Source organism: Bacillus sp. BB51/4 (assembly GCF_008368845.1).
In the GTDB taxonomy this organism is placed as follows: Bacteria; Bacillota; Bacilli; order Bacillales; family Bacillaceae_G; genus Bacillus_A; species Bacillus_A wiedmannii.
This window is the reverse complement of sequence record NZ_QOSC01000013.1, coordinates 35,029-54,578: the sequence shown is the minus strand read 5'-3', so window position 1 is coordinate 54,578 and position 19,550 is coordinate 35,029. Positions and strand designations below refer to the sequence as shown.

Sequence of the window (19,550 nt, the reverse complement as noted above, 5' to 3'; positions counted from 1 at the left end):
TTTTATACATTTGATTTCTATCATAAAATAATGTAAGACAAATAAAACGAAACTTTAATCAGGGGGGCTTCTCCATCCCTTCTGATTATCCCCCTCACCAATCGGACTTTTACGTACATAACTTCCTCACATCAGCCGGATCTTGCCCTGCAAATAGCGAGATAAATCTATACCTTAAAAAGAATATATATTTCTTAACAAAAAAATAGCTGCACCATTAGGCGTAGCTATTTTACAATTATTACTTATTCAAACTATATTCCTTTATCTAACTCATACAGCTTACGATACTTCTCGCTTTCTTTCAGAAGTTGTTCATGACTGCCTTGCATCACAATTTGACCACGATCAAGGAATATAACTTCATCTACATGTTCAATTCCTACAAGGTGGTGTGTAATCCAAATAACAGTCTTTTCTTCTGTTGCAGAAAACATTGTTTCTATTAAAGATAGTTCTGTCTTTGGATCTAAGCCGATCGTAGGTTCATCAAGTACAATAATTGGAGCCTCTTGCATTAGCGTTCTAGCAAAAGCAACCCGTTGTCTTTCTCCACCAGAAAACCTTTTCCCCATTTCATGCATTTTTGTTTGCAATCCATCTGGAAGAGAAGCTATATGCGAAGCTAATTGTGCTTTCTCTAAAGCTGTCCATATCTCTTCATCCGTAGCCTCTGGTTTACCGATTCGCACATTATTTCCAATTGTCGTATCGAATAAATGCGGTTTTTGATTCAATACAGAAATATATTTTGATAAAAGATTCGTATGAGCATGTTCACTATGCAATAAAACTTCACCATGCAACGGGCTTAGCGCACCTGCTAACAATTTTAACAAAGTAGATTTTCCTGTTCCACTTCTTCCTAAAATGGCAATTTTCTTTCCTGCCTTTATTTGCAGTGATACTTCTTTCAATACAAATTCATTACTATCTGGGTAACTATACGATACATTATTTACTTCAATGTCTATATGTTTTGATGCAACATAATCTTTATCCTCATGTAATTCCTTTTCATCCTGTAAAACATCATTAGCTTCTACTTTAATTAGACGATGAGCAGATTCTACATATGATGGAATTCGATCTATAGCATCTGAAAGAGGAATAAGCGCGTTTGTGACTGATAACGTCATTAAGACGAAAGCCGCAATAACGGTAGGTGCAATCTGTTCACTTGCCGCCTCATTTCCAGTCCATATGATCATTGAAATAACTACAATCCCCACTACTAATTGAATGATACTGTCCCGAATATGATTCCAGCGCTTCATTCTTTTTTCCGTTTTTAACAACTGAGCATTTTGCTCTACATACTTATCAATGAATTCATCTTTTCTACCACTTGCTTGCCAATCTGATAATCCAAAAACAGCGTCTGTTAATTGTTGATACAAACGGCTTCTTCCTTGTTTTAAAGTAACATGATGTTGCTTCATTAAAAGTAATGATACAAACGGAAGCAGAAAGACGATAATAGCCAACATACTTGCTGCAATAAGTGCAAATACTACGTCAAATGCACCGATAACAAGTACGAATATGCTATATACAACTAATGCTAATAGACTAGGAAATATTGTACGTAAATATAGGTTTTGCAAATGCTCTATATCTTCGGATAATATACCTAACATATCGCCCGTTTGAAATCGTGAGCGGAAAAATAACGCCTGCGGTTCTACTATTCTATATAGTTTCGTTCTCATCTTTTCTAATATGCGTAGTACGACATCGTGTCCAACTAAACGCTCTAAATAATGAAATACCGCTTGTCCTATACTAAACGCACGTGTTGCAACGATAGGAACATATACAGCCATTACATTTTCTGGTCTAAGAGCAGATTTAGAGATTAAATAACCTGAAATGAAAAGTAACATCGCACCTGAACTAACTCCAAGAAGACCAAGGAAAATAGTTAAAGTCATTCTACCTTTATTTTGCTGTATATAAGGTTTAATCCAGTTACTCATCTCTATCCCCTCTCTTTCCTGTGAAAATGTAATGCCTCATTCTTTAAAAGTTCTTCATACGTTCCGCTTTCTATCATTTCCCCTTTATTTAAAATAAGAATATGATCCATCTGTTTCATCCAGTGAAGACGATGTGTTGCAAGAAATACTAGCTTACCTTCAAACAGACGTAACATCGCTTGCTTTATTTCAAATTCAGTTTCAATATCAAGATGTGCTGTAGGCTCGTCTAATAAAATAATTGGCTTTTTGCTTAAAAGTGCACGCGCCATAGCGACACGTTGTTCTTGCCCGCCACTAAGCATACGTCCACCTTCTCCAATTCTTTCATACATCCCGTTCGGAAGCGATGTAACGAGTGAACGAAGACCAACTTCATTAATAACTCTTTCCACTTCTGCATCAGTTGTATTTGTTTCATAGAAACAAATGTTATCTTTTAATGAAAGCGGGAAAATATAAGGTTGCTGTGGAATATAAGCAATATTCTTTTGCCAATCTTCTCGAGTAGACCCGTCAATTTTCACACCATTTATTATCAGCTTTCCACCCGAAGGAGTTAAAAATCCTGCTAATACGTCAATTAACGTCGATTTCCCTGCCCCACTTTCACCAATTACACCTATAGCGCCGGTGCCTTTCCAAGTAAAATCAATTCCCTCTAATATAGCTTTTTCAGATTCATTATTCTTTACTTTTACATCTTGTAATTTCAAGTTACTAGAGGCATTCCATATTAAACCTACATTAGATTCTTTCGTTCCTATTTCTTTTTGTTGCTGTAAAATCTCTTCTATTTGCTCCATTGCAAGTTGTCCATCTAACGTAGCATGATAATTCGCTCCAACTTGTTTAATCGGCAGAAAATATTCTGGAGCTAAAATTAAAATCGTAAGGGCTGGCAATAGTACAATTGTCCCATCTATTAAACGTATCCCTAATCCGACTGCCACAAATGCGATTGATAAGCTCGTAAAGAAATCTAATGCAAAAGAAGAAAGAAAAGCAACTCGCAAAGTACGCATCGTTGCTTTTCTATATCTTTTACTTACTTTTTCAATCTTTCCTTCGTGCTGTTTACTTTTACCTAAATACTTTAATGTTTCTAATCCTTTTAACGTATCTACAAAATGATTAGAAAGTACACGATACGACTCATACTGACTATCCGCCATCTTTTGCGCTGCTAATCCTAGTAGGATCATAAATATAATTACGATAGGAATCGTTACAACTAAAATGATTCCAGACTCAATATCTAGCGTGAAAACATATAGTACAATTAGTCCCGGTACGATACTACTTCTAATCATTTTAGGAATTGTTAATTCAATATATGTTTTAAATTTCTCAATACCTTCAATCGATAAGGTAACCAGATGACCTGTTCCAGCAGTTTGAACATATCGTGGACCTAATGTGAAATACGCCTCTATTAATTGTTTTCGCAGTAGCGATCCTGTTTTTTCAGCGAAACGTTCCACTAATATTTGCGAAATTCGAACTAGCATATGACGTACTGCAAACGTGATTCCAAAATAAACCGTTTCATTTAACACAGATTGCACTGTTTCTCCTTGAAATAAAAACGTAATAGCCCGTGCTAAAAACACTGTTTGCCCAATAATACTTATAGCTTCTAAAATGCTAATGATTGTTAACACTACATATAAAACTCGGCTACCAGGATACGATGGAAGTCCTCTTTTTCTTTTCATTAGTACTCCAAATCTTTATCTGACTTAACAGGTTGTCTAAACACATAGAAACTCCATATTTGACTTCCCAAAACAAATGGCAATATAGCAATTGAAAAATACGTCATCAGTTTTAGTGCATAATCTCCCGATGCTGCATTATAAATTGTTAAATCGTATATTGACCCTAACGAGCTAATTAAGACACGTGGGAACATGCCGATAAACACACTCGCACTTAGTAAAATGATTGTTAAACTCGTCATAAAGAAAGCCCAACCATCTCTTCTTCTTTTATTTAATAATGTTGACGTACATAATGCTACAAAAGCTCCAATCGGAACCATAATCCACTCTGTACCATGGGCAGTGAAAATATCTGTTTTCCATAATCCTAATCCGGCAAAAATAAGGAGTGCTATAATTGAGAATGGCGCAATTTTCATTGCAGCAATACGTGCACGTTCTCTTAACTTACCAGTTGTACGAATAGTAAGGAATTGCAACCCGTGAACAATACATAACAGAAGGAACATAACTCCTCCAAGTAATGCAAATGGATGAAGTAACGGTAAGAATCCACCTACAGCATTTTTAGTTTCATCAATTGGAATACCTACCATAAAGTTAGCAATTGCAACTCCCCAAAGAACAGGCGGTAGTAAACTTCCTAAAAACATACCCCAATCCCAAAAACCTTTCCATTTATGATTGTCTATTTTCGCACGGAATTTAAAGGAAACCCCTCTTATAATTAAAGCAAGAAGCATAAATACAAACGGAATGTAAAATCCGCTAAATAAAGTTGCATACCAGTGTGGGAATGCCGCGAACATAGCTCCACCAGCACAAACAAGCCATACTTCATTCGCGTGCCAAAATGGACCAATTGTATTTAAATATATTCTTTTCTCTAAATCGTTTTCCCCTAAAAACCTTGAAACTATACCTACACCGAAATCGAAACCTTCAAGTACAAAGAAGCCTACGAATAAAATTGCAATAATGATAAACCACAACTCATTAAGAGATAACATACTCTTCCTCCTTATCAAATGGATCATGGCTTTGAGAATCCTGTTTCGTTTTCTTATTTTCATGTCCTTTAATGACACGAACGAATAAGTAAACAGTAATTCCTCCTATAATTAAATATAGTGATGTGAATGAAACTAAAGAGAATAATACTTCTCCGAACGTAACATTTGGAGATACAGCATCTTCCGTTTTCATAACACCGAAAACTACCCAAGGCTGACGTCCCATTTCAGTCATAATCCATCCTACTGTATTACCGATAAACGGTAGTGCAATTGCATACACCATTAATTTTAAATACCAAGTTTTTTCAACTAAACGATCTTTTCTTGATAAGAACCATCCGTATGCTCCTAGAAGAAGCATAAATGTTCCACTCATTACCATCGCTCTAAAACTCCAGAACATAGTGTGTACTGGCGGTATATAATCTCCAGGCCCATATTTTTCTTCATATTGTTTTTGAATTTGATTCATTCCTTCTACTTGACCACTAAATTTATCAAATGATAATAGACTTAGCATATAAGGGATTTGAATTTCAAACGAATTTTCTTGCTTCTCTGCATCAATTTTCGCAAATACTGTAAATGGCGCTGGATCCTCACTCGTATTCCATAACGCTTCAGCTGCTGCCATTTTCATTGGATGTGTCTTAATTAATTGTTGTGCTTGCGCATGACCGAAGAATAATACAAGCGCTGTCGTAAGTGTTCCAACAATGATAGAAATGCGGAACGATTTTTTAAACACTTCAGTTTCTTGAGCTTTCGTTATTTTCCATGCACTCACACCTGCAATAAAGAAGGCACCAGTTGCAATTGCCGCTGTAATTGTATGCGGGAATTGTACCCATAATTGTGGGTTTTGGATAATTGCTAAGAAATCATTCATTTGTGCACGTCCATCTGCTGCCATTTCATATCCTACTGGCGATTGCATAAATGCACTTGCAGTTAAAATCCAAAATGCTGATAACATTGTTCCAATTGAAAGGAGCCAAATACATAAAAGGTGAATTCGCTTCGGTAATTTATCCTCACCGAATACCCATAAACCTAAGAATGTAGACTCAATGAAAAATGCTAATAAACCTTCAATCGCAAGTGATGGACCAAACACATCACCTACGAAACGTGAATAGGTTGACCAGTTCATACCAAACTGGAATTCTTGTAGAATACCAGTTACTACACCTACCGCAAAGTTTACAAGGAATATTTGCGTCCAAAACTTCGTCATCTTCTTATAAATTTCTTGTCCCTTTACCACATATAACGTTTGCATTAACGCAATGATAAAAGCTAAGCCAATAGACAGCGGAACAAAAAAGTAATGGAAAATCGTTGTTGATGCGAATTGTATTCGTGCCAATTCGAGCGTTTCCATATTACAATCACTTCCTTCATAATTTTTTATATCGTAATTTCGATTGAATTGTATTAATAAAACAACTCAAACCTTAGAAATATAGAAAGATAAATTTGTTTATGTACTTTTAGAAAATATAAATTTTCAGTTTTCAAGATCATTACAAAAGAACTTTCTCATAAAATTTACCTTTTCACTATTTCAGTAGTGTTTTATCCGTTAATCGAATTGTATAATATACCTGCATAGTAAATTCAGCTGATTTTTGACGTATTATTGACATCATTTTGTCTGAAATATGTCTTTTGTCATTTTTTTGAATTAGATTTTTCTCATTAATAAAATGTATTTTTTTAATATAAGACTTACTTTCGCATCAATAAAATAATCGTTTTTCTCTTTATACACTTGACTTTCTTATGAAAAAATGTCCTCTTAACCAATGAAGAAATTAGTTAGTTTTTTGTCAAGAGGAAAATGTATTTTTAAAATTCAAACACGAAATATTGTTATTCAAAAATAGAAAATACCCTCCTTCTCTCTAGACTAAAAATTCATTTTTTTGTCATTTTTTCAAACTAAATTAATACATAAAAAATACCGAGAATCGATTAGACTCTCGGTATTTTTTATATTATTTTGCTGTATGTTTTCTAACAGCCGGTAAAATTTCAGTAGCAATTAATTCGATGTTTTTCTCAATTTTATCAAATGGTACACCACCAAAATCAATTTGTGCCATAAAGCGTTGTTGCCCAAACAATTCATATTGGTAAAGCATTTTTTCAATAATTTGTTGCGGACTACCAACCATTAACGCGTCACGGTAATCTATTGCATTTGTAAATTGGTGTTTCGGATACCCACCACCGCGTAGTGTAAGCATACCAGCATTAATGTGAGGATAGTATTCACTAAGTGCATCTTGTGAATTTTTTGCTGTATAAAATAAACTCGTTGTTGCAACTGGCAAACTTGCTGGATCAAACCCACTTTTCTCAGCAGCCTCACGGTAAGCATCTACTGATCCTTTAAAGTTAATAGCTGGACCACCTAGTGTTGTTATCATCATTGGTACACCTGCACGTCCTGCTTTAATCGCACTAGCTGGTGGGCCACCAACTGCACGCCAAATTGGTAAGTTATTATTTTTAGCTCTCGGAATAACCGATGCATGTGCAAGTGGTGCTCTGAACTGTCCATTCCATGTTACATGTTCCTCATTATTAATTTTTAATAAAAGATCCATCTTCTCTTCAAATAACTCTCCATAATCATTCACGTCATAACCAAGTAAACTATATCCTCCAATACGCGATCCACGGCCAGCCACAATTTCTGCACGTCCATTAGAAATCAAGTCAATTGTAGCAAAGTCCTCATATACTCGTACCGGATCAGATGTACTTACTATCGTTGCTGAACTTGCAATTTTTATATTTTTCGTAGCTTGTGCAATAGCTCCTAAAATAACTGTATGAGCTTGCGTCGTAAAATGCGTTTGATGACTTTCACCGACAGCAAATACATCCAGTCCAGCTTCATCCGCTAACTTAGCTGTTTCAATTAATTCATGAATTCTTTGTTCTGCACTAATTTTCTCTCCATTATGCGGATTTAAAACATGATCCCCAATCGAATATAATCCAAACTCCATTCCTTTACTTGTATCCATACGGTATTTTTCCATCATTACTCTCTCCTTTAATGAAGTGGTATTAGTTTCTCTTCTAAAAACGTCGGTAATTCAAATGTATCTCTCTATTACTTACAACATCACTTGATTAGTCAATTGATTTCGTAAAAAAAATTACTCTTGTGGTAATTCTTTTTTTTCACTATGCTTATGAACTTTCGTCATCAGCTCGTATAATATTTTTTGCTCTTCTTCATTTAATACATCATCAAAAAACGAAGATTGAAATGCAAGTTGCTCTGGCAATGCTCTCTCTAAAGCTGCTTCCCCTTGCTCTGTAAGACTAATTGTTTTCGTTTTCCAATCCTGTTTTCGTACAATATATCCTTCTTTTTCAAGACGAGTTAACATTCGAGAAATACCGCCTTGTGTAACAGTTACCTTTTCAGCTAACTCCATTTGTGTTAATGGCTGATACGTACGTATTTGCAAAAGAACATCAAATTGAGCTGTCGTTAAATCAAAACGTTTTAAAAACTCATTTGACATCTGATTACTTTGGTTCGTGAATCGTATTAAACGTAACCATATTAATGACCCTATCGTATTATCACGCATGTTTGATCACTTCCTATCGTGAATCTTACTATCACTTTACCACTCAAGTGATAGTAATGCAAGAGATAATTATATTTTTCATACACCTAACTTAAAACAATATGTTATACCCAAATGCATCACTTGTGTAATATCTGGTCTACCTTTCTATGTAAAAAGGTGTAAGCTCAAATACCTAATCCTTATTATGCATTTTTTTGCTTTCTGACACAATTTGTTCGGGAATTCACATCATTAAATAGTTACATTTTATTATCTCCAAAATGAAATATACACCTTATTAACGTACTCTTTCCCCCTCATAAGTATGAGTGTTTTTAATTTGCGAACAAAAAACTAAGTATAATGATACAATTAAATAAAACAATCATAAAAAGGTGGGGATAACATGCAAATTTCTAAACGATTTATAAAACCATTTCCTGAATATGAGGACATATTTTATGATGATTTGGAACAGCATAAAAAACACTTTTTACCCATTTGCTCTATTAATTTACAATGTGTTGAACCGGAATCAGAAGAATGGTTACATATTGTGTCAGCAAAAGAAATCCATGATGGTTGCGTTGGTGATTTTACCAAACCATTTCACACAAATTTTACGAAAGCAGATACATTAGGGTTCGATGTCATTAATGGAAAATATAAATTTGAAGCGGATTGGAATTATTTCAAAATCGAACAAAATAATTCTGACATAATAGAACAAGCCTACGAGAGTAATGAAAGAAATTATCAAATCCGCAAAGAATATTTTCAACGTAATCAAAAAATTTATCCTTATTCTAGCTTTGGAAAAGAATTTACATCTGTAGAAGTATTAGAAGAAGAGTTTGCCGAAAAACAAACAAATGGCTGGGGATTAAATTATCCCGTGGTAAATGGTATCCTAAATGATGTTCGTTTTATGACAGAAGAAGGTAAAGAATTATTAGAAGACTGCGATAACGAAGACGAAATTTTTGACTTTACGAATCTTCTATATGTACCAAAAGATGAATATGGACATCCATTTACATATGTTGGATTTGTTACAGGATATTATTTTCAAGCTTATGGTGCCGATCGTATTTACTTATTCTTTAATAAAGAATTAAGAAAAGCAGTAATTTGTTTTGAATATACATAAGATAATTAAGAAAAATCCATTTTGAACATTATTACATGAATCAACATGGATTTTTTATAAATAATTTATTTATATTTCAATTCCGCATCTACTGTGAAATGTGTAAAACCTCATATATTGTAATATCCTCCATCTCTTCAATTTCAGGCTTTACTTCATAAAATTCAAACTGACTATATCCCCACTTATCTGGGTTATACACTATTACATTCCCTTTACAATTTTCTGTATTCTGGTCATTCTTATTCAAAATGTTAAATTGAGTCCCAATCAATGAATTCTTTTGAGGGATACTCCCCGTATATTCGACAACATATCTGCATTTTTTAAAATCATCACTTAGATTAACAACTAATGGAACACCTATATTTATTTGTTGCCACCCAAACGATTGTAAAATATTATCGTAATACCCTTCAAAAATAAATTTATTCATCCCTTCATGACCATTCCAAATATATAAAGGTGCATAACAGTTATAGAAATTCCCATGCTTACCTGCCTCAGTCATTAAATATGCTTTGAAATTCAATTCTTGAAAACCATCCGTTTTATACCCATTATCCTCTACCCTTTTCCTAATAATCTCCATATCATAATCTTTTGGCAAAATGACCTTATATTGCATTCCAATCATGTTTATCACTCACTTTCCATCTTATATACACAATGATAAGGCGATGATTGACTAACGTAAAATAGGTATAAATTATGTTTGGTATCATTTATAATGATATCGTATAAGGGGCTGTGATAAATGGAAATAAATGATCTTATTATATTCAAAACTGTAGCTAGCGAAGGTTCTATTAGTAAAGCTGCGAAAGAGTTAGGGTATGTTCAACCAAACGTAACTGAGCGAATCAAAAAATTAGAACAAGAGTTAGAAACACCTTTACTACATAGAGATAACAAAGGCGTTTCCTTACTACCTTCTGGTGACATTTTATTAGACTACACGAATCAAATATTAACTCTAGTAGAAGAAGCGAAAGATCAAATTAAAATGAGTGGTTCTTCTTATATAATCGCGACGTCACAATCTATTTTGACTAATTATTTAAGTAAGCGCATTAAAGAAAATTTCAGGAATTATCAAATATATGTAGAAAATAGTAGTCATTTGCAAAAATTACTGCAGCAACAAAAAGTTGATATGGTCATTACTTATGAGGATTACCCGGACACAGCGTTTAAAAAAGTATTTTCCACTTCAATTTCTATAGGCTTATTAAAAGCGAAAGAAAAGTGTACCATTGACTTTTCAAAGGAACTCTTCTTCGTTAGCAATGACAAAAAGTGCCCTTTTAGAAATAGAACGATACAATTTCTAAAAGAAAATAATCTATCTCAGCATCAACTTCAACAATTAGATTCTTATTCACTCATTGAAGATTTTATAAACGATGGCAATGGAATAGCCTTTTTACCGATTAGAAAGGATAAATTGGAACCAATTGAAGATATTCCAGTTGAGAAATTAGCTGTTTATTTTTTTACAAATCATAACTCTTTAAAACAAATCCCTGATGAACTATTTGATTAATAGAAGAGCTATCAAATTAACTAATTACATACGCCAATAAAAATCCCTCCTTTACGAATCTAAAAGAGGGATTTTCATAATCTATACAATTGATTTTTCACACATTTTGCTCCACTTCTGCACTTTTCTCCTTCTTATTCCGTTTCATACTCTTCAGTCCCTTAACCGTGCCAACTAATCCTTTCGGGAAAACTAGCAATACGATAATGTACAATAAACCGAGAATAATCGTCCATCGTTCAAAAATCGGAAACTCTGTGGCTAGTTCTGATAAATAATATTTCAGTGATTCAATAATTCCAGCTCCAGCAATCGCTCCAATTAACGTTCCAACTCCGCCAATCATCGCCATCAACAATGCATTTAATGTCATTTCAATTGAAAATACTGTCGTATTAACAAAACGCAATGTGATAACAAATAAACCACCGCTAATCGCAGCTACTACTCCTGCAACAATGCTAGCAATAATTTTATAATGAAGCACTTTATATCCTAGAGCTTCAACACGTTGTTCATTTTGTGAAATTGCCTTTAATACTTTTCCAATAGAAGATTTGGTGAAAAGACGTAACAGAATAAAAATGACAATTAAACATATAAGGGTTACATAATAAAAGTTAAAACGATCACGGAATAAGTCTGGTACACCAAATGTAAAACCATCCCCTCCATGAGTAAGCCCGCGCCACTTTTCAGCAAGTACGAAAAATAACTGTGAAATAGCAAGTGTTAACATTGCATAAAAATGACTTTTCAGCCGTAAAGAAAGCAAACCGATTATATAACTAACAATGGCTGAAATGATAATTGCAGCTACTATCCCTATAAAAAAATTCGTTATGGATACTCCTTGCCGATCAAATAAAAGCGCTACGCCATATGCTCCTATTCCAAAGAACATACAGTGACCGAACGATACAATTCCTGTATATCCAAGCAATACATCAAAACTCATTGCAAAAATAGCAAAGATGAAGATTTGAGTGAACAAAATTAACAAGCTCCGTGAATCATTTACGAATGGAAATACACTTAAACAAATGAGCATAAATACTCCGAAGTATACTTTAATTCGATTTGATGTGCTGTTCACCATTTCACCCCTTTTCACCAACAAGACCAGTTGGCTTCACTATTAAGAAAAATAGTAACATTAACATATTGATTGCAAGTGATAAATCCGGTATAAAATACGCTGTAAAAGCACCCGCTAATCCGACAATTAAAGAAGCGATTGCTGAACCTTGTACGCTTCCTAACCCTCCAATGATTACTACTATGAAAGCCAAAATCGCATACTGCATACCCATCTCGGCGAAAATAACGCCTGAATACGGTGCTAATAAGAAGCCTCCCAACGCTGCCATTCCTGCGCCTAATAAAAAGACGAAAGAAAATATCGCTTTTACGTTAATACCGAGCGCTTGAACCATCTCTTTATCCATTACGCCTGCGCGTATCATAAGACCTACCTTTGTTCTTTTGAGCAATAATAGTAAGGCAATATAAATGATAATCCCAATTAAAATAACGAATAGACGGTATTTAATTAATATAACGCCTCCAAATGTAAAACTTCCTTGTAGCCATAACGGTAACTTTGCACCAATTGGATTCGGTCCCCAAAATACTTTAATACATTCACTAAGTACAAGCATTCCTCCAAGCGTAACAAGAAGCTGGCGAACGTGATTTCCATATACCGGTCTAATAAGGAATCTTTCTAAAATGAATCCAAGGAACATTCCCATAGCTATTGCTCCAATTAAAGCTAATACGTAACTACCTGTCATATTGAATAGCCAAACACCTGTAAACGCTCCCCACGCAAATAAACCACCATGTGCGAAGTTTAGAACACTCATCAAACCGAAAATAAGCGAAAGACCTGATGCTAATAAAAAAATGAGCATCCCTGTTGAAATCCCATTTACAAATAAATTGATTAACACATCCATCCTTCTCACCCCGGATTCATGTTAAGAGATCCCTAAATATTTATGACACATTTCCTTATCCTCTTTTAATTCATGCATAAAACCGTTATGAACAATTTTTCCGTTATCCATAATATAAAAGTAATCACCAATTTGACTAGCCATCATAAAATTTTGTTCAACGAGTAAAACTGTTGTTTTCTCCTTCATTTTCAAAATAGCTATCATTAATTTTTCTATCATAATGGGGGACAAGCCTTTACTCGGCTCATCAATAAGTAGTAAACCATCACTATTAATAAATGCTCTTGAAATTGCTAGCATTTGCTTTTGTCCTCCGCTTAATAGTCCGCTTTTTTTGTGCCAAAATTGCTTTAAATCTGGAAATAGTTCAAGCATCCATTCTATTTTTTCTTCCGCTTCTTCACCCTTACCTCTAGCAAGAGCGAATGTTTCTTCTACTGTCAGATCGTGAAAAATACCTTGATTTTCTGGTACATACCCTATTCCTTTCCTTGAAATTAAATGTGTAGATAATCCATTTACTTGTGTACTATCGTAATAAATTTCACCATGTGCGATATGATGAAATCCCATAACCGAACGTAATGTCGTAGTCTTCCCTGCCCCATTTCTTCCAAACAGTACAGTAATCGTTCCTTTTTCAACAGCAAGAGATACCCCTTGTAAAATATGAAACTGATCTAAATACGTCTCTATATTATTCACTTGTAATAGTGCCACTATATAATCCCCCTAAATAAGCACTTTGTACACGCTCATCTTTCATCATTTCTTCTGGCAATCCTTCAGCCAATAACTCTCCATGAAATAAAACGATAAGATGGTCTGACAAACCTAGTACCATATCCATTTTGTGTTCAATAAGTACAATTGTACTCTCTGGATGTTTCTTAATGTTTTCAATCACTTGTAAAATAGCCGGTACCTCTTCAACTGATATACCTGCCGTCGGCTCATCAAGTAGTAACACATCCGTTTTTAAAGCTAATAACATCGCAAGCTCTAGCTTTCGTTTTTCTCCATGTGCTAAATCTTTCGCTAATACATGTTCTTTCTCCTGAAGTAATACTGTTTTTAAGAAACGTCTCGCCTCTCCAACTTGTTGCTTAAATTTTGCCGAACTTGGAAAAAAACTATAGTAATCTTGCACGAATGATTGAACACTTAAACGCACATTTTCAAGTACCGTTAACTCTGGAAATATATTTGTAAGTTGAAAAGAACGACCAATTCCTAATCGAGTTCGATCTGAAATTGATAAATTTGTAATCTCTTGTCCTTTAAAATATACTTCACCCTTCGTTGGAGAAATTTGTCCACTTAGTAAATTAAATAACGTTGTCTTTCCTGCACCATTTGGTCCAATAATGGAAATTAGCTTTCCTTTTTGTACTGTCAAATTCACATCCTTAATAACATGATGCTCGCCAAAAGATACGCTAAGATTTTTCGTTTCAAGCAAATGTGTCACAAAATCCCTCCCTTTAAAGCTTTAAGTATGAAAGAAATACGTATAAAGAGGGTGTGCCCCTCTTTATACAAAAACAACAGAAAATTCAGTCTATTTATTTTGAACTGGTGGTTCTGTCTCTTTCATCGTTAATTCTCGCTCTAATACTGGCACTGGATAATCAACACCACCCTGCTTTTTCAATGTGATAGAATACAGTGTCTGCATCGCTTGGTGATCCTTTTCTCTAAACTTCATCTTTCCTTTCGGTGTATCAAATTCCATTCCTTCCATTTTCTTAATTAATGTATCTACATCTGTATCACCTTTTGATTTCTTTAAAGCTTCTACAATAGAAATTGCCGCTGACATTCCTCCTGCTGTAAATAAATCTGGCACCGCACCATTAAATCGTTTTTTATGTTCTTCCACTAACCAATCATTCACCTTATTTTTCGGGAGTGTATGATAATAAACAGAAAAACCTTGCATTCCTACTAACGCATCCATCGTTTTTAATGCCGGTATATCTGGTGCACCTGTAGAAATTTTAATACCTTGCGCTTCCACATTCATATCTTTTAACTGTTTCCAAGGTGAGTTTGCCCCTGCCCAAACGATAAATAAATAGTCTGGTTTTGAGCTAATGATATTTTGAATATTTGCAGTGAAGTCAGTCGAATTTGTATCTGCGTATTGCTCGTTTACAATATTTGCCCCTAATTTCTTCGCTCCAGCTTTAAATGCTGCAATTCCCTCACGGCCGTAAGCATTATCTTGTGCTAATGTTGCTATTTTCACATCTTTTTTAGCGATTGCCGCCGCACCAGCGACTGCATCTTGAGAGGAATTTCTACCTGTTCTAAAAATATATTTATTCCAGTTCTTCCCGGTAATACTATCAGCTACTGCTGGTTCTACAACCATTATTTTTTCATATTCTTCAGCTAATGGTAAAACCGCTAATGTATCACTTGAACTAGACGATCCGACTAAAAAATCGACTTTCTCTTCTTCTAATAACTTCGTAGCTTTTTTAACCGCTACATCAGCTTTTGTTTCCGTATCTTCTACAACAAACTTAATCTTCTTCCCTTCAACTTTGCCAGTTCCACCAGTTGCATAGTCTAACCCTAATTCAAATCCGTTCACTGTTTGTTTTCCATATGATTCTAATGGACCTGTTAATGAAGCAAGAACCCCTACCTTAATCGTCTTTTCATCCTCTGTACTTGTTTTCTTTCCTGAACAAGCTGCCGTTATTAATAACGAACTTAAAACACAACCAGTAGCCATCATTCTTAGCCATTTACGTTTTTTCATCGACATTGTGGTCCTCCCCATATTTTACTTTCTGATAGAGTCAAACACGCCAAAGTTACCCATCCGTAATTATGACTTTTCCTTTAAATCATACAAACAAATCTGTTTTAAAAATTTAATGAAGTACCTTTACATTCGCCGCCTCTTTCCAAATACCTCCATTTACCATATATTCATCTAGTATTTTTCACCACCTAATTACAGTCGCTGCCCACGTATACCCAGTCCCGGCACTAACTACTACTGCAATATCTCCAGGCTGTAATTTTCCCTGTTCATTTGCAAAGTGAAGACCAATGCAAGGATCAAGCGCTGACATATGTCCATAATGATCTAAATATACAACTTGTTCTTCTTCTAGCCCTAGTCCCTGTATCAATTCTATTAACATAGAACGTTTTGTATGCAGTGGTAACAATACTTTAATATCTTTAGGAGTTAACCCACTTTTTTTTAACGCCTCCCGAATCACCTTGTCAAAATTAGGGATTGAAACCCGATCTAGACGTCCTTTCATACTATTAGGATCTATTACATCAATATAATGTTGCCGATTCTCAACTGTATCATAGCTCGCAACCTGCTTTGATCCACCTGCTGGAATACGTACATCTTCATGAAATGAACCATCTGTTATAATCGCACTTCCTAATATTTCACCGTTTCTAGCGTCCTTTTTCACTAAAGCTGCACTTCCGCCATCAGCGAAATTAAACATAAAACGTGAGCGTGGATTATCATAATCTACAATTTGAGATTCTTTACATCCGCCTACTAATAATATATTTTCAATTGAGTTATCGGAGTAGAGCATATCTTTTGCGACTTTGAGGGCAATAGGAAAACAAGAACTAACATTCATAATTTCAAAAGCATAAGCATTTTTTAATCCAAGTTCATGCTGAATTTTTGGGGCACTAGACCATACGTGGTAATCTTTATGTGGACTGCCAAAATAAATGACTACATCAATAGATTGAGGATCTACTTGTGATAATATTGGCTTTGCAGCAGCAATAGCTAAATCTGATGCATGCATCGTTTCATCTGCGACATGTTTTTCATATAATCCAAACTTTTCTATAATAATGTGCTCAGGAATACCTGTTTTTTTAGATAGGTCTGCAGCCGTCTCTACGTCTTTTGGGAAGAAAACACCAGTCGCTTCAATCCCAATATTCATTAGACTACTCCTCCTTCTTTTGGCACCATCATTGTAGCTACACCAGTTAATACCAAATCTCCTTTTTGGTTATGACACTCCGTTAACAATTTCAAAACTCTCTTTTCTATCATAAATTCTTGTACTGTAGCCGTTGCTGTAATTGTATCTCCTATAAAAACTGGTGCTGTAAATTTAATAGTTTGCTCCATATAAATGGATCCTTTTCCAGGTAAATGAATACCAAGCAATTGCGATAATAGACTAGAAGTTAGTAAACCATGTGCTATTCTTTGATTAAATCTAGTTTTTTTCGCATACTCATGATCAATATGGATTGGATTAAAATCCCCACTTAAACCTGCAAATAATACAAAATCCGTTTCTGTTATTGTTTTACTACATGACGCCTTTTGACCCGTGCTGTACATCGTCATCTCTTCACCTACTTTTCAATTGATTTGCTAACTGTGCTTTTTGAATTTTACCAGTTGCATTTTTAGGCAATTCCTCTAGAAACACAATTTCTTTTGGAAGTTTATATTTTGCTAGAAATAAACGACAATGTTCAATGACTTCTTTTTCAGTTAATTCACTGCTACTATTTTTCACAATAAAGGCGATTGGAATCTCCCCCCACTTTACATGTTGCCTACCAACGACCGCTACCTCATATACCTCCGAAATCTTATTAATGACCTGCTCTACTTCAAGTGGATAAATATTTTCACCACCGGAAATTATCATATCTTTTTTTCTACCGACAATGTATACAAAACCATCTTCATCAACTTTAGCTAAATCTCCCGTATATAACCAACCATCTTGAATCGTTTCTTCTGTTGCATCTGGCCGATTCCAATACTCTTTCATTACATTCGGCCCTCTTATAAGTAATTCTCCAACTTCACCAACCTCAACTTTATTTTTGTTTTCATCAATAAGTACATACTCACAAAACAGAACTGGTTTCCCAATTGATCCTACTTTACGTCTTGCATCTTCTTCTGAAAGCATAAATACGGTTGGTGATGTCTCAGTCATACCAAAGCCTTGCCCAAATAAAAATCCTCTATCTATAAATTCTCTCATCAACTCTTCTGGACATGGAGCACCACCGTTATAAAACCAGCGAACTGATTGTAAATTTGTAGTTTCAAACTTTGCGCAATTAATTAATGCTTGATGAATTGTAGGTACACCCATCACTACAGTTACTTTATGTTTTTCTATCATGGAAAGAGCTGTGGTTGGTTCGAATTTTCTTGGAATAATGATTACGCCACCTGCAAATAAAGTTGGAAATGCGAATAAACCAATCCCACCAATATGAAATAAAGGTAATAATACAATGGAGCGGTCGTGAATAGTTAAGTCAATCGCAAATGTATTATTAAGCGCATTCCAAAACATATTTTCTTGTGTAAGTACGGCTCCTTTCGGTTTTCCAGTTGTCCCTGATGTATAACATATAATAAAGGATGCGCTTTCATTTATCTCTTCAAAGTTGTCAATTTTTCTATCTTCTATTTCTTTTAAACTTGTAATCGAAATAACTCTTTGTACATACGATACCTTCTGCATTGACAATGCCATATTGTTAAATGTTTCCTCTACAAATAAAACTATAGTTCCACTATCTTTCAACTGAAATATAAGTTCATTTTCTGTTAACCTTATATTTAGTGGAACAGCAATACATTCTACCTTTGCTATAGCAAACAAAAGCACAATATATTCCAAGCTATTTTGCGATAAAATAGCAATCCTTTCTCCTTTTTTCACATTTAATTCGTAAATTAAATATGCGGCTACTTTACTTACATACTCATGTAACTGTTTATATGTCATTTCCTCCTCTTCTGTAATAATGGCAATGCGATCTGGATGTAAATAGGACCGTTTTTCAATCCAATAAGCAATGCCTTGCATATTTTCCCCACTCCCTTATCTCTTTCTCAATCCTTCAAATATTAATGACATCGCTGCTTCAAATACATCTTCCGGAACATCTTTCTCTTCCCAATAACCCCATCGCATTCCGAGAAATTGCCCAATTGACATAAGACAATACGCAATTGTTTCTTTATCAAGTTGTTTAAACTCTCCCGCTTCCATACCCGCGGATAAACTTTTTAAAAATCCATTTGCGAGCTTTGCATAATACCATCTATATAAGTTATCATCAACAACTACTGCCTGTTGTACAATGTTATATAGATTAGGTCGATCTTTCACCCACCGAAAAAAAGCCTGAAAACCTCTTCTTTGTGCCTCTTCATAACTTGATATTCTCTTCATTTCTTCTTTAATAATTAAGCGTAACTCACGGTTCAATCTGCGAATCAATTCATCAAATATATCTTTTTTAGATGGAAAGTAATTATAGAAAGTTCCGTGCGCTACCTTTGCTTCTTGTGTAATATTCACAATAGAAGCCTCGTAATATCCTTTACTACCAAACACCTCTTCTGCAGCACACAATAATTTCTCTCTCGTCTCTAACCCTTTTGTTGTTAGATTTTTTACATCCATTATTATTTTTTCTGACACCTGAATCACCTCTTAGATTTGATTATAAATATATTTCTGAATTTTACAATTATTATTGTTAGACAAAATCCGCAAGTGTTT

Annotated in this window: 18 protein-coding genes; 2 read left to right on the top strand and 16 right to left on the bottom strand. The window is 34.6% G+C overall.

From position 1 onward, the window contains the following. Positions 1-254: 254 nt before the first annotated feature. The 6 genes from cydC to DN392_RS17435 all read right to left on the bottom strand — a co-directional run bounded on the left by cydC (position 255) and on the right by DN392_RS17435 (position 8,339). Positions 255-1,979: a thiol reductant ABC exporter subunit CydC gene (cydC, locus tag DN392_RS17460; protein WP_088321558.1), complete on the bottom strand. Its 1,725-nt coding sequence runs from the start codon at positions 1,977-1,979 to the stop codon at positions 255-257. A 2-nt stretch (positions 1,980-1,981) separates the two neighbouring features. Further along, the gene (cydD, locus tag DN392_RS17455) at positions 1,982-3,697 is read right to left on the bottom strand and encodes a thiol reductant ABC exporter subunit CydD (RefSeq protein WP_000824078.1); all 1,716 of its coding nucleotides are present in this window, start codon (positions 3,695-3,697) and stop codon (positions 1,982-1,984) included. Next, positions 3,697-4,713, bottom strand: a complete 1,017-nt coding sequence (gene cydB, locus DN392_RS17450; protein ID WP_000950066.1) for a cytochrome d ubiquinol oxidase subunit II — start codon at positions 4,711-4,713, stop codon at positions 3,697-3,699. Before cydB ends, cydD begins: the two co-directional genes overlap by 1 nt. Continuing rightward, complete coding sequence (gene cydA / locus DN392_RS17445; RefSeq protein ID WP_048566561.1) at positions 4,700-6,103, bottom strand: cytochrome ubiquinol oxidase subunit I; 1,404 nt, start codon at positions 6,101-6,103, stop codon at positions 4,700-4,702. The genes cydB and cydA overlap by 14 nt, the downstream gene beginning before the upstream one ends. Positions 6,104-6,719: 616 nt before the next feature. Then, a complete protein-coding gene (locus DN392_RS17440; protein ID WP_064056566.1) occupies positions 6,720-7,775 on the bottom strand; it encodes an LLM class flavin-dependent oxidoreductase in 1,056 nt (351 codons plus the stop codon). A gap of 120 nt (positions 7,776-7,895) precedes the next feature. Continuing rightward, positions 7,896-8,339, bottom strand: coding sequence for a MarR family winged helix-turn-helix transcriptional regulator (locus DN392_RS17435; protein WP_001205523.1), 444 nt, complete (start codon positions 8,337-8,339; stop codon positions 7,896-7,898). A 388-nt stretch (positions 8,340-8,727) separates the two neighbouring features. Here DN392_RS17435 and DN392_RS17430 point away from each other — a divergent pair, with 388 nt between their 5' ends. Continuing rightward, positions 8,728-9,471 carry a hypothetical protein gene (locus DN392_RS17430; RefSeq protein WP_033658774.1) on the top strand — a complete coding sequence of 248 codons (744 nt, stop codon included), beginning with the start codon at positions 8,728-8,730 and terminating at the stop codon, positions 9,469-9,471. An 88-nt stretch (positions 9,472-9,559) separates the two neighbouring features. Here the strand turns inward: DN392_RS17430 and DN392_RS17425 are convergent, their stop codons facing one another. Further along, the gene (locus DN392_RS17425) at positions 9,560-10,108 is read right to left on the bottom strand and encodes a DUF4865 family protein (protein WP_000579914.1); all 549 of its coding nucleotides are present in this window, start codon (positions 10,106-10,108) and stop codon (positions 9,560-9,562) included. A 120-nt stretch (positions 10,109-10,228) separates the two neighbouring features. Here DN392_RS17425 and DN392_RS17420 point away from each other — a divergent pair, with 120 nt between their 5' ends. After that, entirely contained in the window at positions 10,229-11,017 is a 789-nt protein-coding gene (locus tag DN392_RS17420; RefSeq protein WP_000405014.1) for a LysR family transcriptional regulator, read from the top strand. Positions 11,018-11,114: 97 nt separating this feature from the next. On the opposite strand, the gene DN392_RS17415 is transcribed toward DN392_RS17420, so the two are convergent. The 9 genes from DN392_RS17415 to DN392_RS17375 all read right to left on the bottom strand — a co-directional run bounded on the left by DN392_RS17415 (position 11,115) and on the right by DN392_RS17375 (position 19,469). Then, the gene (locus DN392_RS17415) at positions 11,115-12,068 is read right to left on the bottom strand and encodes a branched-chain amino acid ABC transporter permease (protein ID WP_002108516.1); all 954 of its coding nucleotides are present in this window, start codon (positions 12,066-12,068) and stop codon (positions 11,115-11,117) included. 49 nt (positions 12,069-12,117) lie between these two features. Next, positions 12,118-12,978, bottom strand: a complete 861-nt coding sequence (locus DN392_RS17410; protein WP_000382794.1) for a branched-chain amino acid ABC transporter permease — start codon at positions 12,976-12,978, stop codon at positions 12,118-12,120. Between the two features lie 21 nt (positions 12,979-12,999). Next, the gene (locus DN392_RS17405; RefSeq protein ID WP_048566565.1) at positions 13,000-13,701 is read right to left on the bottom strand and encodes a branched-chain amino acid ABC transporter ATP-binding protein; all 702 of its coding nucleotides are present in this window, start codon (positions 13,699-13,701) and stop codon (positions 13,000-13,002) included. Further along, positions 13,679-14,452, bottom strand: a complete 774-nt coding sequence (locus DN392_RS17400; RefSeq protein ID WP_000149322.1) for an ABC transporter ATP-binding protein — start codon at positions 14,450-14,452, stop codon at positions 13,679-13,681. Before DN392_RS17400 ends, DN392_RS17405 begins: the two co-directional genes overlap by 23 nt. A 90-nt stretch (positions 14,453-14,542) precedes the next feature. Continuing rightward, entirely contained in the window at positions 14,543-15,760 is a 1,218-nt protein-coding gene (locus DN392_RS17395; RefSeq protein ID WP_061671811.1) for a substrate-binding domain-containing protein, read from the bottom strand. A gap of 181 nt (positions 15,761-15,941) precedes the next feature. Continuing rightward, positions 15,942-16,937 (bottom strand): 3-oxoacyl-ACP synthase, encoded by a 996-nt coding sequence (locus DN392_RS17390; RefSeq protein ID WP_048566567.1) that lies wholly within the window; start codon positions 16,935-16,937, stop codon positions 15,942-15,944. Continuing rightward, positions 16,937-17,353: a MaoC family dehydratase gene (locus DN392_RS17385; protein WP_048566568.1), complete on the bottom strand. Its 417-nt coding sequence runs from the start codon at positions 17,351-17,353 to the stop codon at positions 16,937-16,939. Before DN392_RS17385 ends, DN392_RS17390 begins: the two co-directional genes overlap by 1 nt. A 4-nt stretch (positions 17,354-17,357) precedes the next feature. Then, a complete protein-coding gene (locus DN392_RS17380) occupies positions 17,358-18,848 on the bottom strand; it encodes an o-succinylbenzoate--CoA ligase (protein WP_088321557.1) in 1,491 nt (496 codons plus the stop codon). 15 nt (positions 18,849-18,863) lie between these two features. Then, positions 18,864-19,469 (bottom strand): TetR/AcrR family transcriptional regulator, encoded by a 606-nt coding sequence (locus tag DN392_RS17375; RefSeq protein WP_001290802.1) that lies wholly within the window; start codon positions 19,467-19,469, stop codon positions 18,864-18,866. Between the last annotated feature and the right edge of the window lie 81 nt (positions 19,470-19,550).